The 26,189-nt window shown below is 72.2% G+C and carries 24 protein-coding genes; 15 read left to right on the top strand and 9 right to left on the bottom strand.

Annotated elements, in window-relative coordinates:
• Positions 1-14: 14 nt before the first annotated feature.
• Positions 15-863, bottom strand: a complete 849-nt coding sequence (locus BJ971_RS08125) for a sigma-70 family RNA polymerase sigma factor (RefSeq protein ID WP_184991264.1) — start codon at positions 861-863, stop codon at positions 15-17.
• Between the two features lie 248 nt (positions 864-1,111).
• Between BJ971_RS08125 and BJ971_RS08120 the strand changes: the two genes are divergently transcribed.
• On the top strand, positions 1,112-2,638 hold the full coding sequence (locus tag BJ971_RS08120) for a DEAD/DEAH box helicase (protein ID WP_184991262.1): 1,527 nt from the start codon (positions 1,112-1,114) through the stop codon (positions 2,636-2,638).
• A gap of 55 nt (positions 2,639-2,693) precedes the next feature.
• Here BJ971_RS08120 and BJ971_RS08115 read toward each other — a convergent pair whose 3' ends face one another.
• From BJ971_RS08115 to BJ971_RS08105, 3 genes are read right to left on the bottom strand one after another with little or no spacing between them, the layout of a single operon-like run.
• Positions 2,694-3,218: a YceI family protein gene (locus BJ971_RS08115; RefSeq protein ID WP_184991260.1), complete on the bottom strand. Its 525-nt coding sequence runs from the start codon at positions 3,216-3,218 to the stop codon at positions 2,694-2,696.
• 41 nt (positions 3,219-3,259) lie between these two features.
• Positions 3,260-5,956, bottom strand: coding sequence for an AAA family ATPase (locus BJ971_RS08110; protein ID WP_184991257.1), 2,697 nt, complete (start codon positions 5,954-5,956; stop codon positions 3,260-3,262).
• A gap of 9 nt (positions 5,957-5,965) precedes the next feature.
• Positions 5,966-6,610, bottom strand: coding sequence for a hypothetical protein (locus tag BJ971_RS08105; protein WP_184991255.1), 645 nt, complete (start codon positions 6,608-6,610; stop codon positions 5,966-5,968).
• Positions 6,611-6,627: 17 nt separating this feature from the next.
• Here BJ971_RS08105 and BJ971_RS08100 point away from each other — a divergent pair, with 17 nt between their 5' ends.
• Positions 6,628-6,810 carry a hypothetical protein gene (locus BJ971_RS08100; RefSeq protein WP_184991253.1) on the top strand — a complete coding sequence of 61 codons (183 nt, stop codon included), beginning with the start codon at positions 6,628-6,630 and terminating at the stop codon, positions 6,808-6,810.
• A 10-nt stretch (positions 6,811-6,820) separates the two neighbouring features.
• Here BJ971_RS08100 and BJ971_RS08095 read toward each other — a convergent pair whose 3' ends face one another.
• The 3 genes from BJ971_RS08095 to BJ971_RS08085 all read right to left on the bottom strand — a co-directional run bounded on the left by BJ971_RS08095 (position 6,821) and on the right by BJ971_RS08085 (position 9,267).
• On the bottom strand, positions 6,821-7,861 hold the full coding sequence (locus tag BJ971_RS08095; RefSeq protein ID WP_377885313.1) for an App1 family protein phosphatidate phosphatase: 1,041 nt from the start codon (positions 7,859-7,861) through the stop codon (positions 6,821-6,823).
• A gap of 108 nt (positions 7,862-7,969) precedes the next feature.
• A complete protein-coding gene (locus BJ971_RS08090) occupies positions 7,970-8,638 on the bottom strand; it encodes a hypothetical protein (protein WP_184991251.1) in 669 nt (222 codons plus the stop codon).
• 191 nt (positions 8,639-8,829) lie between these two features.
• Positions 8,830-9,267, bottom strand: coding sequence for a hypothetical protein (locus tag BJ971_RS08085; RefSeq protein WP_184991249.1), 438 nt, complete (start codon positions 9,265-9,267; stop codon positions 8,830-8,832).
• Between the two features lie 91 nt (positions 9,268-9,358).
• Between BJ971_RS08085 and BJ971_RS08080 the strand changes: the two genes are divergently transcribed.
• From BJ971_RS08080 to BJ971_RS08040, 9 genes are all read left to right on the top strand, one after another.
• A complete protein-coding gene (locus tag BJ971_RS08080) occupies positions 9,359-10,195 on the top strand; it encodes an NAD-dependent protein deacetylase (protein WP_184991247.1) in 837 nt (278 codons plus the stop codon).
• A 189-nt stretch (positions 10,196-10,384) separates the two neighbouring features.
• Positions 10,385-11,407 (top strand): LacI family DNA-binding transcriptional regulator, encoded by a 1,023-nt coding sequence (locus tag BJ971_RS08075; RefSeq protein WP_184991245.1) that lies wholly within the window; start codon positions 10,385-10,387, stop codon positions 11,405-11,407.
• A 122-nt stretch (positions 11,408-11,529) separates the two neighbouring features.
• Positions 11,530-13,212: an ABC transporter substrate-binding protein gene (locus BJ971_RS08070; RefSeq protein ID WP_184991243.1), complete on the top strand. Its 1,683-nt coding sequence runs from the start codon at positions 11,530-11,532 to the stop codon at positions 13,210-13,212.
• 84 nt (positions 13,213-13,296) lie between these two features.
• On the top strand, positions 13,297-14,430 hold the full coding sequence (locus BJ971_RS08065; protein ID WP_184991240.1) for an ABC transporter ATP-binding protein: 1,134 nt from the start codon (positions 13,297-13,299) through the stop codon (positions 14,428-14,430).
• Positions 14,427-15,407 (top strand): ABC transporter permease, encoded by a 981-nt coding sequence (locus BJ971_RS08060; RefSeq protein WP_184991238.1) that lies wholly within the window; start codon positions 14,427-14,429, stop codon positions 15,405-15,407. Before BJ971_RS08065 ends, BJ971_RS08060 begins: the two co-directional genes overlap by 4 nt.
• A gap of 3 nt (positions 15,408-15,410) precedes the next feature.
• Entirely contained in the window at positions 15,411-16,496 is a 1,086-nt protein-coding gene (locus tag BJ971_RS08055; RefSeq protein ID WP_184991236.1) for an ABC transporter permease, read from the top strand.
• 73 nt (positions 16,497-16,569) lie between these two features.
• Positions 16,570-17,577 (top strand): ABC transporter ATP-binding protein, encoded by a 1,008-nt coding sequence (locus tag BJ971_RS08050; protein ID WP_184991234.1) that lies wholly within the window; start codon positions 16,570-16,572, stop codon positions 17,575-17,577.
• Positions 17,578-17,658: 81 nt separating this feature from the next.
• Positions 17,659-19,062 (top strand): GH1 family beta-glucosidase, encoded by a 1,404-nt coding sequence (locus BJ971_RS08045; protein ID WP_184991232.1) that lies wholly within the window; start codon positions 17,659-17,661, stop codon positions 19,060-19,062.
• 147 nt (positions 19,063-19,209) lie between these two features.
• Complete coding sequence (locus BJ971_RS08040; RefSeq protein WP_184998721.1) at positions 19,210-21,072, top strand: RICIN domain-containing protein; 1,863 nt, start codon at positions 19,210-19,212, stop codon at positions 21,070-21,072.
• Positions 21,073-21,092: 20 nt separating this feature from the next.
• Here BJ971_RS08040 and BJ971_RS08035 read toward each other — a convergent pair whose 3' ends face one another.
• A complete protein-coding gene (locus tag BJ971_RS08035) occupies positions 21,093-22,349 on the bottom strand; it encodes an ROK family protein (protein ID WP_184991230.1) in 1,257 nt (418 codons plus the stop codon).
• A gap of 104 nt (positions 22,350-22,453) precedes the next feature.
• Between BJ971_RS08035 and BJ971_RS08030 the strand changes: the two genes are divergently transcribed.
• The 3 genes from BJ971_RS08030 (at position 22,454) to BJ971_RS08020 (ending at position 25,242) form a co-directional block, all read left to right on the top strand.
• Positions 22,454-23,287 (top strand): class I SAM-dependent methyltransferase, encoded by an 834-nt coding sequence (locus tag BJ971_RS08030; protein WP_184991228.1) that lies wholly within the window; start codon positions 22,454-22,456, stop codon positions 23,285-23,287.
• 58 nt (positions 23,288-23,345) lie between these two features.
• Complete coding sequence (locus BJ971_RS08025) at positions 23,346-23,555, top strand: hypothetical protein (RefSeq protein WP_184991226.1); 210 nt, start codon at positions 23,346-23,348, stop codon at positions 23,553-23,555.
• Between the two features lie 148 nt (positions 23,556-23,703).
• Positions 23,704-25,242 (top strand): GGDEF domain-containing protein, encoded by a 1,539-nt coding sequence (locus BJ971_RS08020; RefSeq protein WP_184991224.1) that lies wholly within the window; start codon positions 23,704-23,706, stop codon positions 25,240-25,242.
• 31 nt (positions 25,243-25,273) lie between these two features.
• Here BJ971_RS08020 and BJ971_RS08015 read toward each other — a convergent pair whose 3' ends face one another.
• Entirely contained in the window at positions 25,274-25,708 is a 435-nt protein-coding gene (locus BJ971_RS08015) for a cupin domain-containing protein (protein ID WP_239087318.1), read from the bottom strand.
• 17 nt (positions 25,709-25,725) lie between these two features.
• Here BJ971_RS08015 and BJ971_RS08010 point away from each other — a divergent pair, with 17 nt between their 5' ends.
• Complete coding sequence (locus BJ971_RS08010) at positions 25,726-26,169, top strand: MarR family winged helix-turn-helix transcriptional regulator (RefSeq protein ID WP_239087317.1); 444 nt, start codon at positions 25,726-25,728, stop codon at positions 26,167-26,169.
• The last annotated feature ends 20 nt before the right edge of the window (positions 26,170-26,189 follow it).

Genomic DNA, 26,189 nt, shown 5'->3' with positions numbered 1-26,189 from the left:
CACAGTGGCCGGCCTCAGGCGGCTACCGGCATCCCGTCCACGCCGGTGACCGCGAGCCGGTCCCGCAGCGTTCCGCGCGTGGCGATCTCGTCGAAGTACGCCGACCGGCGCCGGGCGACGCAGCCCTCCTTGGCCGGGCTCTCGGCCGCGAGGGCCGGGTCGAGGTGCGTGTTGAGACCGTCCTTGAGCAGCGCGAGCGCCTCCGCGCGCAGCTGCGACACCCGCGACTCGGTCACACCGAGCTCGGTCGCGATCTGCGCCATCGGGCGCTCGTCGAAGAAGTAGCCGGTGATGACCGCGCGCAGCCGCTCCGGCAGCACGTCGACGGCGTGCCGCAGGTAGCCCAGCCGCTCGCGGCGGATCAGGATCTCCTCCGGGCCGAGGCTCGGCTCGGTGACCATGTCGTCCGCGCCGGCCGTGGCGAAGCCCTGGAGGCTGAACACCACCGCGCGCTGCACGTCGTCGTCGGCCGACTCGACGTCCTCGACCGTGCAGCCCAGCCGCTCGGCCACCTCGGTCGCCGACGGCATCCGGCCCAGCTCGGCGGTCAGCTCCTGGCGCGCGCTGTCGGTGCGCCGGGCCCGCTGCCGCACCGACCGGCTCGCCCAGTCCAGGCCGCGCAGCTCGTCGAGCAGGGCGCCGCGCACCCGTGCCGCGGCGAACCGGGCGAACGGCACGCCGCGCTCGTCGTCGAAGCCGCGGGCCGCGGCCACCAGGGCGGCGTACCCCGCGGAGAGCAGGTCGTCGCGGTTCACATGGGCCGGGACCCGGGCCAGCATCTCCCGCACCAGGTGGCCGACGAGCGGCATGTGCGCCCTCACGACATCCTCGCGACGACGGTCGAATGCGGGTTCTCCGCTCATGGGGGTCACTCCTCGCAGTACCCGGCCGGCGGGGGGAATCCGGCACTGACGAGAAAGGTCGCGGCCCACAGGTGCAGGACAGGTCACAGTCGGGTGCAGCGAGGTTGCAGCGATCACGACGTACACTTGATCTCGCGGCCCGCCCAGTTCTGCCTCGGGCCGCCTTTGGATCGACCACCACGCGCCGCGACCCGTGAAGGTCTGCGCCGGGCAGGACGACCCCTTCGAACCCCGGAGTTCACACCTACATGTCCTCGTTCACCGACCTCGGCGTGCCCACCAAGCTCGCCGCGGCTCTTGCCGCCCGCGGCATCGAAACCCCCTTCCCGATCCAGGCAGCGACGCTGCCCGACTCGCTCGCCGGCCGCGACGTGCTCGGCCGCGGCCGCACCGGCTCCGGCAAGACGTACGCCTTCGTGCTGCCCGTCCTCGCCCGGCTCGCGGAGAGCAAGGCCCCGCGCCGCCCGATGCGGCCCCGCGCGCTGATCCTGGCGCCGACCCGCGAGCTCGCCACCCAGATCGAGGCGACCCTCGCCCCGCTCGCCGAGGTTCTCGGCCTGCGCACCCTCACCGTCTTCGGCGGCGTCGGCGCGAACCCGCAGATCCGCGGCCTCAAGGCCGGCGTCGACGTGCTCGTCGCGTGCCCCGGCCGGCTCGCCGACCACCTCCAGCAGGGCTACGCCAGCCTTGACTCCGTCGAGATCACCGTGCTGGACGAGGCCGACCACATGGCCGACCTCGGCTTCCTGCCGGTGGTACGCCGGCTGATGGACGCGACGCCCCGCGAGGGCCAGCGCATGCTCTTCTCCGCGACGCTGGACGGCGGCGTGGACGTGCTGGTCAAGCGCTTCATGCACAAGCCGGTCACGCACCACGTGGACTCCGCGGCCGAGGCGCCGATCGAGATGGCGCACCACGTGCTGCACGTGCGCCACGACGACCGCTTCCCGGTGCTCGTGGACCTGGTGGCGGCGCCGGGCCGCACGGTGATCTTCACCCGCACCAAGCGCCGGGCGAAGACGCTCACCCGTCAGCTCGTCCAGGCGGGCGTGCCCGCGGTGGAGCTGCACGGCAACCTGGCGCAGAACGCGCGCAACCGCAACCTGTCGGCGTTCTCCGACGGCAGCGCGCAGACGCTCGTCGCGACGGACATCGCGGCACGCGGCATCCACGTCGACGACATCGCGCTGGTCATCCACGCCGACCCGCCCGTCGAGCACAAGGCGTACCTGCACCGCTCGGGCCGTACGGCACGGGCCGGCGCGCAGGGCACGGTCATCACGCTGATGACCGACGATCAGCTCAGCGACGTGCGCGACCTGACCCGCAAGGCGGGCATCAAGCCCACCACGACCAAGGCCCGCCCGGGCGACGCCCTGCTCGCGCAGCTGGCGCCGGGCGAGCGCACGTTCAGCGCGCCGGTCTCCCCGGTTGCCGAGCCGGAGGCCGCGTCCACCGGCGGTGGCGGCGGTCGTTCGCGGCGGCCCCGGGGGTCGGCGCACCCGGCCGGCACTCGGACCGCGGGTGCCACCCGTGGCGCGGGCGGCTCCCGCACCGGCGGCGCGGCACGCAGCGGCGAGCAGCCCGCCCGGGCCGGCGGCCGCGGCCAGGGCGGCGGCGCCCGGTCGCAGGGCGGCCACGCGCAGGGCGGCCACTCGCAGGGCGGCTCCTCGCGGGGACGCCGCGGCGGGACCGGATCGACCGCGGTGCACACCAGCCAGTCGCCGACCGGCGGCGCGGCCGCCTTCTCGGCGCGCAGCCGGGCGGCTCGCTAAGAAGCGTCGTAAGCCCGCCACGGTCCAGACCGTGGCGGGCTTCGTGCTGTCATGATCAAGCCGCGCTGGGCTCCACGCGGCATTCCACGGTCACCCGGACCCGCCGGGCGATGATCCCGCGGCCCGCGGTCACGCCCGCGGCCACCCGGTCGACGAGCGCGGTCGCCCGGAACCGGTAGCCGTCGCCGGCCGGCGCGGCGTCCACCACGTCGAGGACCATCGGGGCGGAGCCGCCGCGGACACCGAGCACGCCGGCCAGCCGCCAGCCCTCGGGCGTGCGGGTCAGGCCGGTGCTGCGGAAACCGATCACCGGATAGGCGTCCGCGGCCAGGAAGCGCTTGCCGCGGATGTCGGCGTCCCGCCGCTTGTCGTCGGTGGTGAAGCTGGCCGCGTCCAGCTCGGCGGAGGCCGTGGACTGCTCCCGTCTCGCAGCCACCACCAACGTGCCGGCGCGGATGGCGAAGGTGCCGTCGACCGGCTTGAGGCCGAAGACGTGCGTGGCCGTGAACCGCACGGTCGAGCGGTGCGGGTCGATGCGGTAGGTGCCGGGCAGGACGTCTGTCTCAAGATGAGTTGTCATGCCCGCAAGCCTCGCCGCCCGGGCGCCGCGGGCCCTCAGTGCTACCGCTGAGAAACGGTACGTACCCAGGACGCCACCTGGGTACGGTTGCTCAGCCCGAGCTTCGCCAGCAGGTTGCGGACGTGGGTCTCCACCGTGCGCTCGGAGAGCACCAGCTTCGCCGCGATGGCCCGGTTGGCGAGCCCCTCGGCGACCAGGAAGGCTATCTCGCGTTCCCGGGCGGTCAGCGCGCCCGGCCCCGCCCGTACCCCCGCGGTCTCCTCGGCCAGGGCCTGCGCCGACGCCGCGACGGCCGGCATGCCCAGCCGGCGGGCGGCGGCCGCGGCCGCCGCCGCGAGTTGCCGTGCCCGCCCCCGGTCACCCGGCGCGGCCCGCGCGACCAACGCGCGCGCCAGGCCCAGCCGGGCGTGCGCCAGGAACGGCGGCGAGCCCTCGTCCATCGTCACCGCGGTGGCGAGATGGCCGACCGCCGCCTCGTGCTCGCCCAGCGCCGAGGCGATCGCGCCGAGCGACCTCGCCGTCGCGCCGTAGCAGCTCGTGGTGTTGTTCAGGTAGGTGTGCTCGTAGCGGACGGCGCGCTCGTAGCAGTCGCGGGCCGCGTCGTGGTCGCCGAGCCGGGCCGCCAGCTCCCCCGCGGTGATGAGGATGTAGCTGCGGCGGGCGTCGGGTGCCAGGTCCGCGAGCGCGGGCCGCAGGCTCTGCCAGCACAGCTCGACCGTCTCGCTCGCGTCGGCGTCCATCGCCAGCCGGCCGAGCTGGGCCGTCGCGACCGGCAGCGACAGCGCGACCGGCACCCATTCGGCGGCGGCGGTGCTCAGGTAGCTGCCGGAGTCCCCGGTCTGTAGCACCAGCCCGCTCGCGAACGCGTGGTAGAGCTGGGCCGCGGTGTCGTCCTGCATCCGGACGCCGACCTCGCGGGCCTGCTGCGCCAGCTCGCCGGCCTCGGTGAACCGGCCCGCCAGCAGCGCACGCGCGGCCCGGGCCCGCAGCAGATGCCAGCGAGCGAGCGGCCAGCCGAGCCGGTCCGCGAGCACGCCGAGCCGTACTGTCTCCTGCTCGGCCGCGGCGTTGTCGCCGCTCATCAGGTAGGCGTCGATGCGCCAGGTCCGGCCCCACAGCTCGGCGTCCGGGCGGCCCAGCGAGCAGCTCCGGTCGGCGAGCTCGAGCACCAGGCCGGGGCGCTCGAACGGGTCGATGACCTGGTGCCGGGCGTGCACCGCGGCGGCCAGGTCGCCGGGGAGCCCGGACTCCTCGGCCAGCGTCATGGCCTCGATGCTGATCTCCGCCGCCCGGCCCGCGTCGCCGCTGTCCGCGAGCAGGAACGCGTACTGGGCGAGGACCCGGGGATTGCGGCCCGCCAGCGCCAGGGCCCGCTCGCAGAGCAGCAGCAGCGCCGGGGCCAACGGGCCGGCGACGCCGCGCACGACGAGCGCGGCGTCGACCGCGAGGGCCGGCCGCCCGGCGCGTTCGGCCACGTCGAGCAGGGCCACGCAGTCGGCGATCGCCAGGTCGAGGCGGCCGTCGGCGTACGCCGCCGTCGCGCGGGCGAGCCGGTCGGCCGGATCGTCGGCCAGGTCGACGGCCTGGCCGTACCAGCGGACCGCCTCCGCGAGGTCGAGGGCCGCGGCGGCCGCGGCCCGGCTGGCCTCGACGGCCGCCTGCCGCGAACCCGAGTCGACGGCGCAGCGGACCCGGTGCCGGGCCACGTCGGCCGGTGCGGCGCCGGCGGCCGTCAGCGCGTCGGCGAGGCGGCGGTGCCAGGCGATCCGCTCCGCGCGGGCGAGATCGTCGTAGCGGGCCTGGCGCACCAGTTCGTGCGCGAAGCGCAGCAGGGCCGGGCGCCACGGGTCGTCGGTCAGCACGCCGGCGTCGAGTGCCTCGGCGAGCAGGTCGTCCACCGCCGCCGGGTCGCTCGCCGCGGCCCGCAGCACGGCGACGTCGATCTCGGCGCCCAGCGCCGCGGCGCCGCCGAGCAGCTCGCGGCAGGCCGGTCCGAGCTGCGCGGTACGCCGGCCGACCAGGCGCCGCAGCTCCGTTGGCACGCCGACGTCGGCGGCCGGGTGCCGCAGCCGGTCCTCACGCTCCAGCTGCCGGGTCAATTCCCTTACGTAGAGCGGGTTTCCGCCGCTGATCCGGTGCATCGCGGCCGGCCATGAGCCGTGCACGCCCGGACCGGCCTGTGCCCTCAGGTACGCGCCGACGGCGGCCGGTTCCCACGGGTCCAGCCGCAGCACCTCCGCGCCGGGCAGCGCGTCGGGCGGGAACGGCGGCCGCGCCGTGCCGATCACCATCAGCCGGGTGCCGGGCAGCTCGTGGCAGAGCAGGCGCAGCAGGGCGAGCGACGGCGCGTCGGCCCAGTGCAGGTCCTCGAGGACCAGCACGAGGTGGCCGGCCTCGCGCAGGGCGCGCACGGTGGTCTGCGCCACCCGGAAGCGGAGCGCCGCCGGGGACTCGCCCTCGGCGGCGGGCGCGGTCAGCAGCTCCGGCGACAGGCCCGGCGCGTCCTCGAGCAGCCGCAGCCACGGCCAGTACGCGGGCGCGCCCTCGTCAGGCACCGCCCGCCCGGTGCCCACCGTCGCGCCGGCCGCGGCGGCCCGGGCCACCGCCTCCTCGACGAGCGTGGTCTTGCCGATCCCGGCCTCGCCGACCAGCAGCGCGGCGGAACCCTCCCCGGCGACCGCGGCGGCGCGCAGCCGGTCGAGGGCGACCACCTCGGGTACCCGGCCCACCAGTCCCACGGGCCAACCCTATGGCGTGTGCACCGCGATCTCCGCACCGAGCCGGTAGCCGTTGCACAGCTCCAGGTCGTCGCCGCTCCAGAACCGGCCCGGGTCGTACCAGCTGGGCTGCTTCTTGCTCCCCAGCAGCCCCATGTCCTCGTAGGTCACCGCGACGACCTCGGCGCAGTACGCGGTCTCGAGGTCCGCGTCCTCGGTGGCCTTCTCCTGCCACGGCAGGCGCAGCTGCGGCACCCGGCCGCGCGCCCACCGCCAGGCGAGCTGCGCGCTGGACGGGAACGGCGTGCCGTCGAGCCGGGCGACCGTCTTGAGCGCCCTGTCCTCCATCTGGGGTGTCACCGGCTGCTCCAGCTGGCGCAGCCAGCCGCGCTGGCCGTACCGGTGCGCCCAGACGGTGACCGCGTCGCGCAGGTCGTGCAGCTGCACGCCGCGCTGGAACGTCCCCGACCAGAGGTCGGGCAGCGACTTGCCCAGCTCGGCGTGCCACATCAGCGGCGGCATGTCCTCGATCACGAGCGACATGCCGACGTGGTTGACGGGGCTGTTGGTCATGGCCTGGATAGCACGGTCGGGTCCGGAGCGGCCCCGGAATATCCAGATATCACCCGTACGCGTCAGATCGATGGCCTCGTCGAGGCTGATGTCGGCGACCACTTGTCTATCCTCATCAGATGCGTTGGTGGAAGGTAGCGGGATTGGCCGGGCTGGCAGGGGTCGCCGCCACGGGTGTGGTGCTGGCTCGTTCGGAGCGCCGGCGCCGGGCGTACACGCCGGAGGAGATCCGCGAGCGGTTGCACGAGCGGTTGTCCGAGGCGACCAGCGGGACGGCGCCGTCCCCGGCCGGCGAGGACTGAGCCCACCCGGTCAGACGACATCGGTGTCCCGCAGCAGCGACCAGAGGCCCGCGCCGTCCGGCGCGGCGAACCAGGTCTTGCCGCCGGAGCCGACCGCCTCCGGGCCGCCCGTCGGCCCGGGGATCGCGCCGGCCAGGACCGCCTGCGTCGGCGAGAGCCGGCGGATGGCGACGGCGGCGACGTTGTCCGGGTGCGCGTGCGCGAACTCCGAGTAGATCTCCTGGTCGTGCTGCCCGTCGTCGCCGATCAGCAGCCACCTGATGTCGGGAAACTCGGCCGCGAGCCGGCGCAGGGTGCTGCGCTTGTGCTCCTGCCCGCTGCGGAACCACCGGTCCGGGGTCGGCCCCCAGTCGGTGAGCAGCAGCGGGCCGGCCGGGTACAGGTGCCGGGAGAGGAAGCGGGTCAGCGTCGGCGCCACGTTCCAGGCGCCGGTGGAGAGGTAGAAGACCGGCGCGCCCGGATTCGCCGTCACCAGGCGCTCGTAGAGCACCGCCATGCCCGGCACGGCCGCGCGGGCGTGCTCGTCGAGCACGAACGTGTTCCACGCCGCGAGCAGCGGGCGCGGCAGCGCGGTCACCATCACCGTGTCGTCGATGTCGGAGATCACGCCGAACTTCATGGCCGGGTCGACGACGCGGATCGGCGCCTCCACCGACTCGGCTCCCTCGGTGCTGAGCCGCACTGTCGCCCAGCCGGGCTCGAGATCGCCCTTGACCCGGGTGTCGATGTAACCGCTGCGGTCGGTCCGGGTCTCGTGGATCCGGTCGCCGACGCGCAGCAGCACCGGAGCGTTGTTGACCGGGGACGTGGTGAAGCTACGCCAGCCGCGCGTCTTCTCCGGGCGGCGCTTGGCCGGGGTGCGCCGGGTCAGCACGACGCGGGCCATGACGCGGGCCCAGCCCGGCGCCCCGTAGCCCGTGTAGGCGGTGATGACGGGCTGCCAGCCGCGCTGGCGCAGCCGTCGCTCGATCACCTCGTGCACGGCGTCCTCGATGCGCGCGGCCCGGTGCAGGCGCACGGCGGGCGGTCCGCCCGCCGGGGTCAATGACACTCAAGGCCTCCTGCCATCCCTCATGAGCGACTCTGTGACGGTACCTGGCCTGCCGGTGTTACGCGGCGCAACGGGGTGCGCGGCCGGCCATCGGGTGACCGGGTCCACTCAGGACGATGCCCGTAACGCGCGGGCCCGGTGCACGGCGATCCGCGCCTTCGCGGGCCGCGTCGGCGTCCACCGCTGCGGGTGCCGCACGTCCTGCCCGGCGCGGGACTGCACGGCCAGCGCCTCGGCCCGCAGGCCCCGCACGGTCGCCGCGGCCCGCTCGGCGTCCTGCCAGGCCCTCCGCTCCCGGTCGGTCGCCGCCCGGTAGAGCGCGAACCGGTGCTCCCGCACCGCCGCGCGCAGTGCGGCCTCCTGCGCGACCGGATGGCGGCGCGGATTCCACCCGCCGCGGTGCGCGAGCACCTCGTTGAGCTGCGCGATCGACAGCTCCCTCCGGCGGCAGGCCGCCGTGGCCCGCCGGTGCAGGTCGCGCTCGCGGTCGGCGAGCTCCGCACGGGTGCGGCGCTGCTTGAGGACCGGGAAGGCGGCCGCGGTGACGGACTTGCGGGCGGCGCGGTCGGCGGCGTCGAACGCCGCCCAGGCCGCGTCGACCTCGTCCTGTGCGCGCGCCCAGTCGGCGCGGCGGCGGCGGGCGATGGCGGCGGCCTGCTCGGCGGCGAGCGCCACCTGGTCGGCGTAGAGCTCCTCGACCGGCCATCCGGCCGCGCGGGCGGTTCGCCGCGGCGCGGCGAGGGCCGCCGTCGCGGCGGCCAGGGCGAGCAACAGCACCAACCAGACACTTGCGGTGAATTCCACAATGAACACCGGCCTCTCTCGGGGTATCAGCTGTGGGTTGCGCTTCGACCCCGAATCCCTTACGCGCACAGGGTTTCCGGAGGCCGCGGTGCGGCGCTGCCCGTGGTACCCGGTCGGAGTCGCGGGCACACGGCGGCGTCACGGGACGCAGGGGTGGTGAGTGGCTAGATGCGCGGCGGTGCGCGCTCGCCGCCGGCGTCCCGGTCGGCCTCGCCCGCGGGCGTGCGGGCCTCGACGCAGATCCGCTCGCCGGGCACCGCCGCGTCCGCGACCCCGTCCGCGACCCCGTCCGCGACCTGGTCGGCCGCGACGGGCTCGGCCGGTGCCGTCGCGGTGTCCTGGTCGGCCGGGCTCAGGGCGGCCGCGGCCGGGCTCTCCACCTCGACCCGGCCGGTCAGGCTGGTGTCGGCGGGTAGCTCCGGCGCGGCCGGGGTGTCGACGGTGGTGATGATCGTGACCGGGGGCTCCGCGGGCTCGACCGCCGGGGAGGCCGCCAGGACCGGGGCCGCGAAGGCCAGCGCGATCAGGGCCAGCCCGGTCAGGAACCGCAGCAGGCGGCGCCCGTCCCAGTGACGGGGAAGCAGGCGCGCGACGGCAGTCACCCGATCAACTTACCGTTCTCGGCCCGTCCGTGCACAGATCGGCGTGACTGCGTTCTTCGTCCCACTCCGGAGGGTGAGGGACCATGGACGGGTGACAGGGATCGAGCAGCTCGCCGAGTGGGTCGGCGACGGCGGCGTGGTCGTGCTCAGCGGCGCCGGCATCTCCACCGAATCGGGCATTCCCGACTACCGTGGCCCGACGGGCACGGCCCGGCGCGCCACGCCGATGACCTACCAGGCCTTCACCGGTGACCCGGCCGCCCGGCGGCGCTACTGGGCGCGCAGCCACCTCGGCTGGCGCACGATCGGCGGCGCCCGGCCGAACGGCGGCCACCGGGCGGTCGCGCGGTTGCAGGCGCTGGCCCGCGTCGACGGCATCATCACCCAGAACGTGGACGGGTTGCACCAGGCCGGCGGCGCGCACGGCGTCGTCGAGCTGCACGGCAACCTGGCCCGGATCGTCTGCCTCGGCTGCGGCGCGCTGACCGCCCGGGAGGAGCACTCGGCCCGGCTGGACGCCGCCAACCCGGGCTTCGCGGCGGCGGTGACCCGGATCAACCCGGACGGCGACGTGGACATCGACGACGAGGCGCTGGGCGGCTTCGCGGTGGTCGACTGCGTCTCGTGCGGTGGCCTGCTCAAGCCCGACGTCGTCTACTTCGGCGAGACGGTGCCGGCCGCGCGGGTCAGCCGCGCCTTCGGCCTGGTCGCCGGCGCGCGGACCCTGCTCGTGCTTGGCTCGTCGCTGACGGTCATGTCGGGGCGGCGGTTCGTGGTGCGCGCGGCCCGGGACGGCGTCCGGGTGGCGATCGTCAACCAGGGTGTCACCCGGGGCGCGCCGTACGCGGATCTGACCGTCGACGCCGCGCTGGGCGAGGTCCTGCCCGACCTCGTCGGCCGGGTCGAGCGCGCCGCGGTACCCGGCTGATTGGGGCGGTTTTCTCCACCTTCCCAGGCCGGGAGGCATCGATGGACCCCTTCGATATCGTCTCGAAACCTAAATAAAGCTTCCGACTCGTTGACGTGACCCGGCTCACCGGAGTTTACTGCCGGAACCGCTCCCGAAACCGGTTCCGAAACCGCGGCTCAATGATCACGTAACACAGTCGGAGGACACGTGCCAATCACCATCGCCGATGTGGCGGCCCGGGCGAAGGTCAGCAAGACCACCGTGTCCCGGGTGCTGAACGGCAAGGGTGAGCTGGACGAGTCGACCGCCGCCCGGGTCCGCAAGGTGATCGAGGAACTGGGCTACGTGCCCAGCTCACGCGCGGTCGGCCTGGCCCGCGGCCGGACCCGCGTGGTCGGCATGCTCGTCCCGTCGCTGACCTGGCCGTGGATCGGCGAGGTGCTGCAAGGCGCGGTCGACGTGCTCGAGACCGAGCGCTACGGCCTGCTGCTGTTCACCTGCAACCGCGGCGAGGAGTCGATGCGCCAGTTCGGCGCCCAGGTCTCCGCCAAGAGCTTCGACGGCCTGCTGGTGATCGAGCCCGAGGGCACCCTCGACTTCATCGCCACCCTGCACGCCCGCGGGCTTCCCGTGGTGCTCATCGACGACCGCGACACGCAGCCGGTGCAGATCCCGAGCGTGGGCACCACCAACCACACCGGCGCCGGCGCGGCCGCCCGGCACCTGCTGGAGACCGGCCGGCACCGCCCGATCGTCATCACCGGGCCCGAGCGCTTCGGCTGCACCGCGCAGCGCCTCGACGGTTTCGCCGCCGTGTACGCCGAGGCCGGCCACCCGATCACCCCGGACCGCGTACTTCTCGGCGACTTCACCATCGCCCGCGGGTTCGAGCTCGTGCAGGCGGCCATCGCGTCCGGCCTCGAGTTCGACGCCATCTTCGCGCACAACGACCTCTCCGCCACCGGCGCGATGCAGGCGGTGCTCGACAGCGGCCGCCGCATCCCGCAGGACGTCGCGGTGGTCGGCTTCGACGACATCCCGATGGCGGCACACACCCAGCCGCCACTCACCACCGTGCACCAACCGTTGCGCGAGATGGGCGAGGCGGCGGCACGCACGCTGCTTGCCCACTTCGAGGGCACACCCCTGCCCAACCGCCCGACCGTCATTCCCGCCACCTTCACCGTCCGCGGCTCAACCGGCGCGGGCCCCTACGCCGAACCCTCGTAGTCAGTACGCAGAACCGATAGAAGACCCGCACCTTCGGCCGGCGCTTCGGCTCCCGGCGCACTTCGCCCTGCCTCGGGGCACCCCTCTCACCCCAAATCCGTAACACCTGAGGAGAATCAGTGATGCAGAGAAGGAAACTGTTCGCGGTCGCCCTCGCGGGCGTGCTCGCCTCGGGCGGACTCGCCGCCTGCAGCGAGTCGCCGAACGCGGGCAACAAGAACGCTTCCGGTGGTGCCACCTTCCTGAACGTCGGCATGCCGAACGGCCCGCAGACCGAGAACCACAACCCGTTCCTCACCACCTCGGCGGGCGCCTCCCTCGGCTACCGCTGGATGATCTACGAGCCCCTGATGATGTGGAACCCGGTCAAGCCGGCGGACGCGTCGCGGCCGTGGCTGGCCACCGGCGCCGAGTGGGCACCGGACTTCAAGAAGGTCACGATCACCGTTCGCGACAACGCGACCTGGTCGGACGGCCAGAAGGTCACCGGCGACGACGTCGCGTACACCTTCGAGCTGATCAAGAAGAACGAGGCGCTGAACCTGGCCGCCACGCCGTACGGCGAGATCTCCGCGAGCGGCAACACGGTGACGGTCACGTTCACCAGCTCGATGTTCGTCTACAAGGACAAGTGGCTCGGCCAGACCCCGATCGTGCCGAAGCACGTCTGGTCGGCCATCAAGGACCCCACCACCGACCCCAACAAGACGCCGGTCGGCTCGGGCCCGTACACGCTGAAGTCCTTCACGCCGCAGACCACCACGCTGTCGGTCCGCACCGACGGTTACTGGCAGGACCTGCCGCAGGTCAAGGAGCTGCGCTACACGTCGTACACCGACAACAACGCGCAGACCACCGCCCTGTCGGACGGTTCGAACGAGTGGAGCTTCGTCTTCATCCCGAACTACAAGACGGTCTTCATCGACAAGGACCCGGCGCACTACAAGGTCTGGGCGCCGCCGGTCCTCGGCATCCACGGCCTCTACATCAACACCACGAAGAAGCCGTTCGACAACCCGGCCCTGCGCAAGGCGATGAACATGGTCGTCAACCGCGAGGACATCTTCAACCAGGCCGAGGCCGGCTACTTCCACCCGCTGATCACCAGCGTGACCGGCCTGCCGTCGCCCGCCGGTGACGCCTACGTCGCGCCGGACTACAAGGGCAAGAACCAGGCCGTCGACGTCGAGGGCGCCAAGAAGGTCCTCACCGACGCCGGCTTCAAGCTCAACGGCACCACGCTGACCGACCCGAGCGGCAAGCCGGTCAAGCTGACCCTGACCGACCCGAGCGGCTGGTCGGACTACCAGACCTCGCTCGAGATCGTGAAGGACAACCTGGCGCAGATCGGCATCACCGCCACCGTCGACAAGGCGAACCAGGACGCCTGGTTCCGCAACGTGGAGGAGGGCAAGTTCGACGCCACCTTCCGCTGGACCAACGGCGGCTCGACGCCGTACGACATCTACCAGACGGTGATGGACGGCAAGCTGCTCAAGCCGATCGGCACCGCGTCGCCCGGCGGCAACTTCGGCCGCTTCAACAACCCCGACGCGACCGCGGCGCTGGCCGCGTACGCGAACGCCGCGGACGACGCCGCACGCACCACCGCGCTCAACACGCTCCAGAAGGTCTTCGTGGAGCAGACCCCGATGATCCCGGTCGGCGCCGACAACATCGGCATGGCCTACAGCACGAAGAACTGGGTCGGCTGGCCCGACGACACCAACCCCTACAGCGCCGGCCAGCCCACGCAGGCCAACGCCCTGGACGTCGTCCTGCACCTCAAGTCCGCCACCTCCTGATCCGCACCGCCGTGCCCCGGACGGGGCCATCCCGTCCGGGGCACGGCACCGCGGCAGTTCTGACCCCCTGCGAAGGAACTCGGCATGACGTTGAGCCAAGAGGCCGAGGCGCCGGCTGACGAGGTGGTGCTCGAGGCGATCGGCCTGAGCAAGCACTTCCCCGTACGCCGGAAGCTGCGCGACCTTTTCAACCGCACGCACGACGCCGTCCACGCGGTTGATGACGTGAACCTCATCCTGCGGCGGGGCCGCGTGACCGCCCTCGTCGGCGAGTCCGGCTCCGGCAAGTCCACGGTGGCCCGGCTGCTCGCGCAGCTCTACCCCCGCACCGACGGCGACATCAAGCTGCACGGCCTGAGCACCAGGGTCCGCGGCGGCCGGCAGTTCCGGCGGTACGCCGCCCGGGTCCAGATGATCTTCCAGGACCCGTTCGCCTCACTGAACCCGGTGCACACGATCCGGTACCACCTGACCCGGTCGCTGAAGATCCACGGCAACGCCGGCACCAACGCCGAGGAGCTCGAGGCGGCGCTGGCCAGCCTGCTCAACCGGGTACACCTCACGCCGCCGGAGCGGTACCTCGACAAGTTCCCGCACGAGCTCTCCGGCGGCCAGCGCCAGCGCGTCGCGATCGCCCGGGCGCTCGGCGCGGACCCGGAGGCGCTGCTCGCCGACGAGCCGGTGTCCATGCTGGACGTCTCCATCCGCCTCGGCGTGCTCAACCTGCTGCGCGACCTGAAGGAGCGGCTGAACCTGGCCATCCTCTACATCACCCACGACATCGCCTCGGCGCGCTACTTCGCCGACGACACGATGGTGATGTACGCGGGCCGCATGGTCGAGGGCGGCGACAGCGAGACGGTCACCCAGTCGCCGGCGCACCCGTACACCCAGCTTCTGATCGACTCCGCGCCGGACCCGGACCGGATCGAGAACCTGCTCGGCGACCACGCCGACCGGGGCAACGGCGAGCCGCCGAGCCTGATCAATCCGCCCAGCGGCTGCCGCTTCCACCCGCGCTGCCCGATGGCCATGCCGCGCTGCTCGCGGGAGCTGCCGACCCGCCTGGAGATCGGCGACCAGCCCGGCCACTGGGCCGCCTGCTGGCTCTACGACCCGGCGACCGTCGCCGCCGAGAAGCCCGGCTCCGCCGCGGTCGACTACTCCCCCGAGGCCGTCGCCGTCGCCGAGAACGCACACCCGGAGGAGGTCCGATGAAGTTCCTGATCCAGCGGACCCTGTTCTACCTGTTCACCGCGTGGGCCGCGATCACCATCAACTTCTTCATCCCCCGGATGATCCCGGGTGACCCGGTCAAGTCGCTGCTGGCCCGCTTCCAGGGGCAGATGAGCAGTGACGCGATCGCCTCGCTCTACGTGCTGTTCGGCCTCGACAAGGACGCCAGCCTCTGGGAGGAGTACGTCGACTACTGGAAGCAGCTGCTCCACGGCGACCTGGGCCTGTCGTTCACCGCGTTCCCGACCCCGGTCTCCGAGATCATCGGCCAGGCCCTGCCGTGGACCGTCGCCCTGGTCGGCATCACCACGATCATCAGCTTCTCCATCGGCACCAGCGTCGGCGTCCTCGCCGGCTGGCGGCGCGGCTCGTGGGTCGACGGCCTGCTGCCGGTCACCACGTTCCTCTCCTCCATCCCGTACTTCTGGCTGGGCCTGCTGGCGATCTACCTGCTTGCCGGTCCGGACAGCTTCTTCCCGTCCTCCGGCGGGTACGACAGCGCCTACGTGCCGGCCTGGGACATGTACTTCATCCCCAGCGCCATCAAGCACAGCCTGCTGCCCGCGCTGACGATCCTGATCTCGTCGGTCAGCGGCTGGATCCTGAGCATGCGCAACATGATGGTCACCGTCGCGGCGGAGGACTACATCACGGTCGCGCACGCCAAGGGCCTCTCCGACCGACGGGTCGCGCTGAGCTACGCGGCCCGCAACGCCCTGCTGCCCAACGTCTCCGGCTTCGCGCTGGCGCTGGGCTTCATCGTCGGCGGCACCCTGCTGGTGGAGATCGTCTTCTCCTATCCCGGCCTGGGCTACCTGCTCTTCCGGGCGGTCGGCGCCAAGGACTATCCGCTGATGCAGGGCATCTTCCTGGTCATCACGATCTCCGTGCTGGTCGCGAACCTGATCGCGGACATCGCGTACCTGATGCTCGACCCGCGCACCCGCAAGGAGGGCTGACAGGTGACGATACCCACCTCCAGCATCGACGAGGTCATCCTCGACCAGGCAACGGCGGCGCAGACGGAGGCGCCGCAGCCCGGCCGGGCGAAGCGGCGCAAGTTCCGGTTCGTCTCCAACGGCAAGGCCCTGACCGGCATCATCGTCCTCGGCCTCTACCTGCTGTTCGCGGTCATCGGCCCGTGGGTCGCGCCGTACGACCCGGACGCGCGCGGCGACCAGCTGGTGCAGCCGCCGTCGGCCGAGCACTGGTTCGGCACCACGCACCTGGGCCAGGACGTGTTCAGCCAGATCCTGGTCGGCACCCGGGCCGTCATGGTCGTCGGCCTGGCCGCCGGCATCCTCGCCACCCTGTTGTCCGTGCTCATCGGCGTCACCGCGGGCTACCTCGGCGGCGGCTGGGACGACAGCCTCTCCGCGCTGTCCAACGTGTTCCTGGTGATCCCGGCGCTTCCTCTGATCATCATCGTGACCGCGGCCGTGCCGGAGGGCGGCGACACCCTCGTCGCGCTCATCATCGGCTTCACGTCGTGGGCCTGGGGCGCCCGAATACTCCGGGCACAGACCCTGTCGCTGCGCAGACGCGACTACGTCGAGGCCTCCCGGGCCAACGGCGAGTCGACCTGGCGGATCATCATCTTCGAGATCCTGCCGAACCTCACCGCGATCATCGCGTCCGGCTTCGTCGGCACGGTCATCTTCGCGGTCACCTCGGAGATCACCCTGGCCTTCATCGGCATCGGCTCGGTCTCCTCGTGGAACTGGGGCACGATCCTGTTCTGGGCGCAGAGCCAGCAGGCCCTGGCGCAGGGCGCCTGGTGGTGGTTCGTGCCGGCCGGTCTCGCGATCGCGTTCCTCGGCACCGCCCTCTCACTGATCAACTTCGGCATCGACGAGTTCGTCAGCCCGCGCCTGCGCAGCATGGGCAAGACCAAGCTCAAGACCGCCTCCGGGCGCACGGTGCGGATGCGGGTCGGCTTCACGCCGGTCCTCGACAACTCGTCCGCGCCGCACACCCACGCCACCCCGATCCCGGTCACCGGCGGCAAGCCGACCCCGGTGAACCGCAGCAAGGAGGCGACCCAATGAGCGAGCTTGCGAGCGAATCATCAATTCAGGTCCAAACTCAGGACATCGCCGGAGCGCCAGCGGAGGCGATGGCATGAGCGAGCCCGTGTTGGAGATCAAGAATCTCAACGTGGACTACGGGCTGGGGGACCAGGCGGTGCACGCCGTCCGGGACGTGAACCTCACCCTGCACCGCGGCGAGGTCCTCGGCCTGGCCGGCGAGTCCGGCAGCGGCAAGTCCACCCTGGCGTACGGCCTGACCCGGCTGCTCGCCCCGCCGGGCGTGGTCACCGGCGGTGAGGTCATCTACCACCCGGAGAACGCCGAGGCGTACGACATCCTGGGGCTGAGCGACAAGCAGCTGCAGGCGTTCCGCTGGGCCGAGACGGCGATCGTGTTCCAGGGCGCGATGAACTCGCTCAACCCGGTGCACAAGATCTCCACCCAGCTGACCGACGTGCTGGCGGCGCACGAGCCACAGATGTCACCGCACAGCCGCAACGCCCGGGCCCGCGAGATGCTCAAGCTGGTCGGCATCTCGCCGGACCGGATGGACGCGTACCCGCACCAGCTCTCCGGCGGCATGCGCCAGCGCGTGATGATCGGCATGGCGCTGATCCTCCAGCCGCAGGTGGTCATCATGGACGAGCCGACGACGGCGCTCGACGTGGTGATGCAGCGGCAGATCCTGGGCCAGCTCATCGAGCTGCGCGAGCGGCTCGGCTTCTCGGTCATCTTCATCACGCACGACCTGTCGCTGCTCGTGGAGTTCTCGAACCGCATCGCCATCATGTACGGCGGCCGGATCGTCGAGGAGGCGCAGGCGACGGCGCTGTACCGGGACTCGCTGCACCCGTACAGCGCGGGCCTGCTGAACTCCTTCCCGGCGCTGCGCGGGCCGCGCCGCGAGCTGTCCGGCATCCCGGGTTCCCCGCCGGATCTCAAGGGGATGCCGACGGGATGCTCGTTCCACCCACGCTGCCCGAAGGTCTTCGACCCGTGCGCGGACAACATCCCCGTGCTCGGCAACCCCAGCACCCCCGACGGGTCGACCCGCACGGTCGCCTGTTGGCTCCACCCGGTCAAGCAGCCGGTCGGCTGAGACATAACGCCGACGGCCCCGGCCCACCAGCCGGGGCCGTCTTCGTATCCATCCCCATCGCCGAGTTCTGCCAGGAGAACCATGAACCCCACCGCCACCGGAGCACCCGGCCTGCTCCTGCCCGCCACCGCACTGCCACCGTCGTTCACCTGGGGCGTCGCGACGTCCTCGTACCAGATCGAGGGTGCCGTCGCCGAAGACGGCCGCACGCCGTCCATCTGGGACACGTTCTGCCGCGTGCCCGGCGCGGTGTCGGGCGGCGACAACGGCGACGTCGCGTGCGACCACTACCACCGGATGCCGCAGGACATCGCGCTGATCAAGAGCCTCGGGGTCGACGCATACCGCTTCTCGGTGGCGTGGCCGCGGGTGCAGCCGGGCGGGAAGGGCCCGGTCAACGAGGCCGGCCTGGCGTTCTACGACCGGCTCACCGACGAGCTGCTCGGCGCCGGCATCGACCCGTGGGTCACCCTGTACCACTGGGACCTGCCGCAGGAGCTGGAGGACGCGGGCGGCTGGCCGAGCCGCGACACGGCGTACCGGTTCGCCGACTACTCGATGCTGGTCTTCGACCGGCTCAGCGACCGGGTGGACACCTGGACCACGCTGAACGAGCCGTGGTGCTCGGCGTGGCTGGGCTACGCCGTCGGCGTGCACGCGCCGGGCCGCAAGGACTTCGACGCCGCGATCTCCGCCGTGCACCACCTGCTGCTCGGCCACGGCCTGGCCACCCAGCGGATGCAGGCCGCGGCGACGCGGGAGATGAAGTTCGGCATCACGCTCAACATGGGCACGGCCGACCCGGCCACCGACTCGCCGGCGGACCGGGACGCGGCGCGGCGCGCGGACGGCATGGGCCTGCGGGTCTACCTGGACCCGCTGCGCAAGGGCGAGTACCCGGCCGACATGGTCGAGGACCTGGCGGCGCGCGGCTCGGCGTTCCCGGTGCGCGACGGCGACCTGGAGATCATCTCGACGCCGTTCGACCTGCTGGGCGTGAACTTCTACTTCGGACAGGACTTCAGCGGCACCGACGAGCAGGGCAACACCCACGACGCCGACGGGAACCCGGTCGTGCGCGTGGTCCTGCCGGACCGGCCGCGGACGGCGATGGACTGGCCGATCACGCCGGAACGCTTCACCCAGCTGCTGGTCCGGCTGCACCGCGACTACCCGGACCTGCCGCTGTTCATCACCGAGAACGGCGCCGCGTTCGACGACACCGCGGACGCCGCCGGCTTCGTCGCCGACGACGACCGCACCGCCTACCTGGCCGACCACATCGCGGCGGTGGCGGCGGCCCGCGAGCAGGGCGCCGACATCCAGGGCTACTTCGCGTGGTCCCTGATGGACAACTTCGAGTGGGCCGAGGGCTACGCGAAGCGGTTCGGCATCGTGCACGTCGACTACGAGACTCAGGCGCGTACGCCGAAGCAGTCCGCGCTCTGGTTCCGCGACACGATCGGTCGCCTGCGCGGGGCCTGATCGGGGGTGTGGAAGGCCCGGCCACGGCCGGGCCTTTCATTAATACATGTAAATTATGTAACAAGCTTTACCGTCTGTTCCAGCGGCGGGAAAATCTGTTTCGTGACCACTCCCCGGAAGTTCACCGTGGCCGCGACCGCCACCCTCATGCTCGCCGCGACCGGCGCAGCCGTGCTCCTCGGTACCCCCGCCGAGGCTGCTGCCGAAGCCGTCAACATCTACCTGACCACCACCAACGACTCCCGCGGCGTCAACGTCACCCGCGGCCTACAGCAGCAGACCCCGATCGCCTTCGCGTCCTCCAGCGCGGCGGCGAACACCACCGTCACCGTCAACGAGGGCACGCAGTATCAGCAGTTCTCCGGCGGCGGCGCGTCCATCACGGACACCACCGCGTACCTGCTGCGCGGCGGCCCGGTCAGCGCCGCGACCCGCGACGCCGTGATGCGCAAGCTGTTCAGCCCGACCGACGGCATCGGCCTCTCCTTCGTGCGCAACCCGATCGGCGCCTCCGACCTGTCGCGGCCCGGCAACGTCTCGCTCGACGACACCTGCTGCGACCTCAACGACTTCGGGTCCAACGGCTACGACACCAACGTGCGGCTCCTGACGCAGCAGGCCCGGTCGCTCAACCCGGCGCTGCGGGTCAAGGGCGTGCCGTGGAGCTCGCCGGGCTGGATGAAGGACAACGGGCGGATGGACCAGATGGGCTGGCTGAAGTGGGAGTACTACCCCACCTACGCGCAGTACCTGGTGAAGTACGTCCAGTCCTATCAGGCCGCCGGCGTGCCGGTGAACTACATCTCCGTGCAGAACGAGCCGAACTGCTGCAACGCCACCAACCCGGTGAACCAGACGTACCCGGGCATGAACTGGAACTCCGCCGGGCTCGTCGAGTTCACCAAGAACTTCGTCTACCCCGCGTTCCGGGCCGCCGGCATCACCACCAAGGTGCTCATCCACGACTGGAACTACGGCGACTACGCCGGCATGGGCGCGGCGATCCTGGCCGACGCCGGGGTGCGCAACGACCCGCTCTTCGGCGGCATCGCGTGGCACGGCTACTTCGGTGACCCGGCCGTCGGCACCCAGGTACACAACCAGTACCCGAACGTGCCGCAGTTCTCGACCGAGCACTCGGGCGGCACCTGGATCTCCAACCAGCACAACGAGGACCTCGCCGACATCGTGAACTACGCCCGGAACTGGAGCGGCAGCCTGGTCAAGTGGAGCCTCGCCGTCGACCAGTCGATGGGCCCGCACAACGGCGGGTGCGGCACCTGCACCGGGCTCATCACCGTGCAGAACGGCGGCTCCCGGGCAGGGCAGGTCGACTACACGGTCGAGTACTACACGACCGGGCACCTGACGAAGTTCGTGCGGCCGGGCGCGTACCGGATCGACTCGACCGCGAGCGGCACCGTGCCGAACGTCGCCTACCGCAACGCCGACGGGTCCAAGGCGCTGATCGCGCACAACGGCGGCACGTCCGCGCAGTCGGTCAAGGTGGTGTGGGGCAACCAGTCGTTCACCTACAGCCTGCCGGCGCGCACGACGGCGACGTTCACCTGGAGCGGCACCCCGGGCACCGGCGGGCCGACGACCCCGCCCGGCGGCGCCCAGGGCCCGATCGTCAGCGCGGCCAACAACAAGTGCCTGGACGTCACGGACGGCTCGACCGCGGACGGCAACCTGCCGCAGATGTGGACCTGCTACGCCGGCTCGGCGAACCAGACCTGGCAGCGGGCGTCGGACGGCACGGTCCGCGGCCTCGGCAAGTGCCTCGACGTACAGAACAACGCCACCGGCGACGGCGCCACCGTGCACCTGTGGACCTGCATCGCCGGGGTGGCCAGCCAGCAGTGGCAGGCGACCGCGGGCCGCGACCTGGTGAACACCGCGTCCGGCAAGTGCCTCGACATCAAGGGCAACAATCTCGCGGACGGCGCGAAGCTCCAGCTCTGGAGCTGCACCGGCGCCGCCAACCAGAAGTGGACCGTCCCCGCGTAGCGCGACCGGCCCGGGGCCACTCAGCCGCGGCCCCGGGCCAGCGACCGCCGATGGGCGGCACGCGACGGCGGTGCCGAGACGTCCGACGCCGGCGGCAGGCCGCCGTCGGCGAGCAGCCGCGCGATCGGCAGCGTCGCCGCGCCCATCGCGACGGCGTCGGGCCCGAGCTGACAGAGATCGATTCGGGTACGCGAGTACGGCTGCTTCAGGGCGTTTCGTGCGGCAGCAGCCCGAATGTCGGGAAGAAAGCGCTCTCCCAGCGCCAAGCCCGCCGGGCCGCCCAGCACGATGCGCTCCGGGGAGAAGAGATTGATCAGCCCCGCGATGCCCGCGCCCAGATAGCCGACGGTCTCCGCCATGATCTCTGCCGCCGGGCCCTCCAGGGCGCCGCCGGCCGCCAGCATCCTGGTCAGCAGCCCGGGCTCCGGCTCCTGCCCGGTCGCCGCCGCGATCCGGGCGATCACCTTCGCCGACCCGATGTACGCCTCCAGGCAGCCCCGCGCGCCGCACCGGCACAGGTCACCGTCGTAGACGAGCGTGGTGTGCCCCCACTCCCCCGCGTTGCTGAACGCGCCGCGGTAGCTGCGCCCGTCCAGGACGACCGCCGCGCCGACCCCGGCGCCGACAAGCACTATCACCGCGTGCCGCGCGCCCCGGCCCGCGCCGAACCACATCTCCGCCTGGCCGACGGCCTTCGCACCGTTCTCCACGAAGACCGGCACATCGGTACCCGCGCGCAGCAACTCGCCCAGCGGCACCGCGTCCCAGCCGGTGGTCTGCGAATGGACGACCGGCGAGCCGCCGGACTGGTCGACGACGCCGGCAACGCCCACCCCGAATCCGAGCACCTCCCCGCACCGGACGCCGGCCTCCTTGACGACCGCCGCCAGGCCATCGAGCAGCAGCGCCACCGCCGCCGCGGGGTCCGAGCCGTCGTCGAGCGGGTACTGCGCCATCGCGAGCCGGGACATCGCCAGGTCGTAGAGCTCGACCAGGACCCGGGTCTCGCCGACGTCGGCGCCGACCACGTAGCCGTGACCGGGCGCCACGCGCAGCAGCGCGCGCGGCCGGCCGCCGTCCGAACCGACCAGGCCGGCCTCCTCGACCAGGCCCTCGTCGATCATCTCGCCGATCAGGTTGCTCACGCTCGCCTGGCTCAGTGCGGTCGTCTCGCCGAGTTGCTGGCGGCTCTGCCGGCCGCCGTGGAACAGGTCCGTGAGCAGGCTGGCCCGGTTCGCGCGGCGGACATCCCGCACCGTCGTACGCCTGGTCTCCAAACCGTTACCGCCTTCACATCCAGCCGCCATGACCCTGACATCATGTGACACGGGCGGCCGGGAAACCACAGCGCGGATCCAGCCGGGCGCGATACCGTCGCGCCGTGACCGACTATCGCGCACTCAACCGGGCAAGTTGGGACGATCGGGCACCGGCACACGCCGCCTCCGCCGACTACCGGGTGAACGACTTCGCCGACGACCCCGCACACCTCAGCGACGTGGTCCGCTTCGACCTGCCGCTGCTCGGCGACATCAGCGGCCTGCGCGGCGTACACCTGCAATGCCACATCGGCACCGACACGGTGTCGCTGGCCCGCCTCGGCGCGACGATGACCGGCGTCGACTTCTCACCCGCCTCGCTCGCGGAGGCGCGGCGGCTCTCCCGGCTGGCGGGCAATCCGGTCGAGTTCGTCGAGTCGGACGTCTACGACGCCGCCGGCAAGCTCGGCGGCGGCGGCTTCGACCTGGTCTACACCGGAATCGGCGCACTCTGCTGGCTGCCCGACATCCGCCGCTGGGCGCGGGTCGTGGCGGAGCTGCTGCGCCCCGGCGGCCGGCTGTTCATCCGGGAGGGCCATCCGGTTCTGTGGGCGCTGTCCGACCCGCTGCCCGAGGGCGGGGCGCTGACCCTCGAATACCCGTACTTCGAGCAGGCCGAGCCGCTGGTCTGGAACGAGGGCGGCACCTACGTCGAGACCGACGCCGAGTTCACCCACAACACCACCCACGAGTGGAACCACGGCCTCGGCGAGATAGTCACCGCGCTGATCGACGCCGGGATGTCGGTGACCGGGCTCGTCGAGCACGACTCCGTGCCGTGGGAGGCGCTGCGCGGCCACATGCGCCGGGTCGGCAACGACGAATGGCAGCTCACCGACCGTCCCGAGCGGCTGCCGCACACCTACACGCTCCAGGCGGTCCGCACGGCGGTTTAATGATCGACGGTTTCGGGGTAATCCGGCGCGCAGTCCCCAACGACCTAGGAGCCCCCCGATGCGCGCAGGATCAATCGGCGGCGTCATCGTCGCCATCTGGCTCGTCCTCGGCGTAGTCGCCGCGTTCGAGCGCGGCTATTTCAACGACAGCGGCGACGCCGGCTGCGCGGAAGCCGGCACGGTAATCGTCACCGTCGTCGCCGGCCCACTCAACTGGCTGGGCGTCAACCCGAAAATTACCTGCGATGTTCCGGAGCCTTCGAAGTAGATCGGCGTAGATATTGCGCCTAGCCTGACTGGGTGCCCGGCGCTGTGTCGTCCCACGCAGGTGCCGCCGTTCGTCTGAGAGCGGCGGCACCCTGCCGAACAGGCGCGTGTCCCGCGCCCGGCCGGCCGGCCGGATTCAGGCGGACGTGATGCGCCAGAGGCTCCGCGCGCTGAGCTCCGACCGGCTGCTGCTCGCCCTGATCGCCGCCACCGCCGGCCTGGCCGTCTGGTACGCGACCGGCCCGTCGAGCCGCACCGTCCAGGTCGTCACGGCCTGGGTCTTCATCGCCTCGATGCACGCCTGCCTGATCTGGATCACCCGGTCGTTCACCCGCACACCCGGCCTGCCCGCGCCGATCCTGCGCTTCTGGCGCGCCGTGCTGGTCGGCGCGATCGCCTACCTCGCCGGCGACCTGGCCCAGGTGGTGCTGGCGGCCACCCAGCCCGGCCTGCCCAGCGCCGCGACCGGCGGAACGATCCGGACCGCGACCCTGTCGGCCGGCAGCGCCTGGCTGCTGCTCGCCCTGCTCGCCTCCCCGCTGGGCCTCGCCACCCGCCGCGCGCGCCTGCGCTTCTGGCTGGACGTCGCCACGGTGATGGTCGCGGCCGTCGTCGTCGGCTGGTACCTGGTGGCGCCCGACCGCCCCGCCGACCTGCTGAGCGCCGCGGCCCCGGTCCTGACCGGCCCGGTGATCCTGCTGCTGTGCGTCTTCGCCGTCGCCAAGCTGACGATGTCGGGCACGGCGCTGTTCACCCGCGCCTGCGCCGTCATCGGCACCACGGCCGCGGCGATCAAGGCGGGCGCGGACCTGCTCATCTGCGACGGGCTTGACCCCCGGCGGCTGCACTGGTTCCTGGCCATGACGATCGCCGCGAACGCGGGACTGACGATCGCGGCGCGCGTCACCCAGATGCAGCTCGCCCGCAACCCCCTGGCGCTCGACGGCCCGCGGGTGCGCCGGCCTTACAGCCTGCTCCCGTACGGCGCGATCGTGGTCACCTACGGCCTGCTGACCGTGGCGATCTGGCGCAACGAGGCGGCCACCGTCCCGATCGCGCTGACCGGCGCGGCGATCAGCACGCTGCTTGTGGTGCTGCGCCAGCTGGACGCGTTCCACGAGAACGCGCAACTGCTCGCCAAGCTGCACTGCTCGCTCGATCAGCGCGAGACCCTCGCGGCCCGGCTGCAACACCAGGCCTTCCACGACGGCCTCACCGGCCTGCCCAACCGCCAGCTGTACTCGCACCGGCTGGACGCGGCGCTCGCCGCCGGCGCACCGGCGGTGGTCATGCTGATCGACCTGGACGACTTCAAGCTGGTAAACGACGCACACGGCCACGCGGCCGGCGACCACCTGCTGAAGGTGATCGCCGACCGGATGCGTGCCTGCGTCAGGAGTTCGGACACGGTGTCCCGCATCGGCGGCGACGAATTCGCGGTACTGCTGTCGTCCCTGCCCGGCGACGACGCCCTCGAGATCGCGGCCCGCATCGTCCGCGAGATCGAGGCACCGGTCCCGGTCGACGGCGGCGCGGCGCGGGTGGGCGCCAGCGTCGGCATCGCCTTCGCCCGCCCCGGCCCGGCGGGCCACCTCCCCGACGGCGAGGCCCTGCTCCGCGAGGCCGACCACGCGATGTACGCGGTAAAACGCGACGGCAAGGGCTCCTACGCGGTATCCCCAGGCTGACCCGACCTCAGCCACTCGCCCGAGGTGGGCGTCAGCGCACCCAGGGCGGGCTGATCGAGGAGCCGTCGGGGAGGGTGGCCTCGAGTCCGACGCTAGTGGTGACCCAGGCGGTGGCCGGGACGCCGGAGGCGTTGTCGAGACCGAACATCGCGCCCGCCGGCACGAACGCGACCTCGCCGGGCCGCAACGCGCTGACGACGCCGTCGATGGACACGGTGACCTCGCCGGACATGATGAGAAGCACCTCCTCGCGGCTCACCCGGTGCGGCACCCCGGTCGTGCCGGCGGCCACCTCGAGCCGCCAGGCGCAGAGCTCGGTGCTGCCGGACGAGGGCGCGACGAAGGAGTTGAAGGTGGCGCCGTGCAGCTGGTGCGCGACGGCGTCGTGCTCGCGGACGACTGGCATGTCGATCCCTTCGGGAAGGTAGTCAAGCTGCTTGACGAAATAGTCCAGCAGCTTGACCAAGCTGTCAAACTCCTTTCGTGGAACGTGACCTCCTCGACCTTCCGGTGCTGCTGCTCAGCGCCGCCCGCGCGCTGGTGGACGGCATCGACGCCGGCGTGCGGGCCCGCGGCTTCGACGACCTGCGCCCGGCGCACGGCTTCGCGTTCGTGCGCCTCTCCGGCGACGGCGCGACGGTCGGGCAGCTCGCCGAGCACCTGAACGTGACGAAGCAGGCAGCCAGCCAGATGATCGAGGAGCTGGTGACCAAGGGCTACGTGACGCGCCGCCCGCACCCGGACGACGCCCGCGCGCGGCTCGTCGTGCTGACCCCGAAGGGCTGGGCCTGCACCCGCGCGGCCGACGAGGCGGCGACCGAGCTGCTGCGCCCGTGGGCGGCCGCCCTGGGACCCGAGCGCCTGGCGGCACTACGCGCCGACCTCGCCCGGCTGGGCACCCCCGGCCGCGTGCGCCCGATCTGGTGACCGGCTACCCGATGAGTTTC

Origin of the sequence: Amorphoplanes digitatis, from assembly GCF_014205335.1 — a bacterium.
GTDB lineage: Bacteria > Actinomycetota > Actinomycetes > Mycobacteriales > Micromonosporaceae > Actinoplanes > Actinoplanes digitatus.
The sequence above is the reverse complement of the archived record's forward strand: the minus strand, read 5'-3'. Positions and strand labels throughout refer to the sequence as shown.

Bases quoted from the DNA above. Each gene is read 5' to 3' on its own strand.
- BJ971_RS08125 (WP_184991264.1), bottom strand. From the start codon at position 863: ATGAGCGGAGAACCCGCATTCGACCGTCGTCGCGAGGATGTCGTGAGG.
- BJ971_RS08120 (WP_184991262.1), top strand. From the start codon at position 1,112: ATGTCCTCGTTCACCGACCTCGGCGTGCCCACCAAGCTCGCCGCGGCT.
- BJ971_RS08115 (WP_184991260.1), bottom strand. From the start codon at position 3,218: ATGACAACTCATCTTGAGACAGACGTCCTGCCCGGCACCTACCGCATC.
- BJ971_RS08100 (WP_184991253.1), top strand. From the start codon at position 6,628: ATGCGTTGGTGGAAGGTAGCGGGATTGGCCGGGCTGGCAGGGGTCGCC.
- BJ971_RS08070 (WP_184991243.1), top strand. From the start codon at position 11,530: ATGCAGAGAAGGAAACTGTTCGCGGTCGCCCTCGCGGGCGTGCTCGCC.
- BJ971_RS08065 (WP_184991240.1), top strand. From the start codon at position 13,297: ATGACGTTGAGCCAAGAGGCCGAGGCGCCGGCTGACGAGGTGGTGCTC.
- BJ971_RS08060 (WP_184991238.1), top strand. From the start codon at position 14,427: ATGAAGTTCCTGATCCAGCGGACCCTGTTCTACCTGTTCACCGCGTGG.
- BJ971_RS08050 (WP_184991234.1), top strand. From the start codon at position 16,570: ATGAGCGAGCCCGTGTTGGAGATCAAGAATCTCAACGTGGACTACGGG.
- BJ971_RS08045 (WP_184991232.1), top strand. From the start codon at position 17,659: ATGAACCCCACCGCCACCGGAGCACCCGGCCTGCTCCTGCCCGCCACC.
- BJ971_RS08040 (WP_184998721.1), top strand. From the start codon at position 19,210: ATGCTCGCCGCGACCGGCGCAGCCGTGCTCCTCGGTACCCCCGCCGAG.
- BJ971_RS08025 (WP_184991226.1), top strand. From the start codon at position 23,346: ATGCGCGCAGGATCAATCGGCGGCGTCATCGTCGCCATCTGGCTCGTC.
- BJ971_RS08020 (WP_184991224.1), top strand. From the start codon at position 23,704: ATGCGCCAGAGGCTCCGCGCGCTGAGCTCCGACCGGCTGCTGCTCGCC.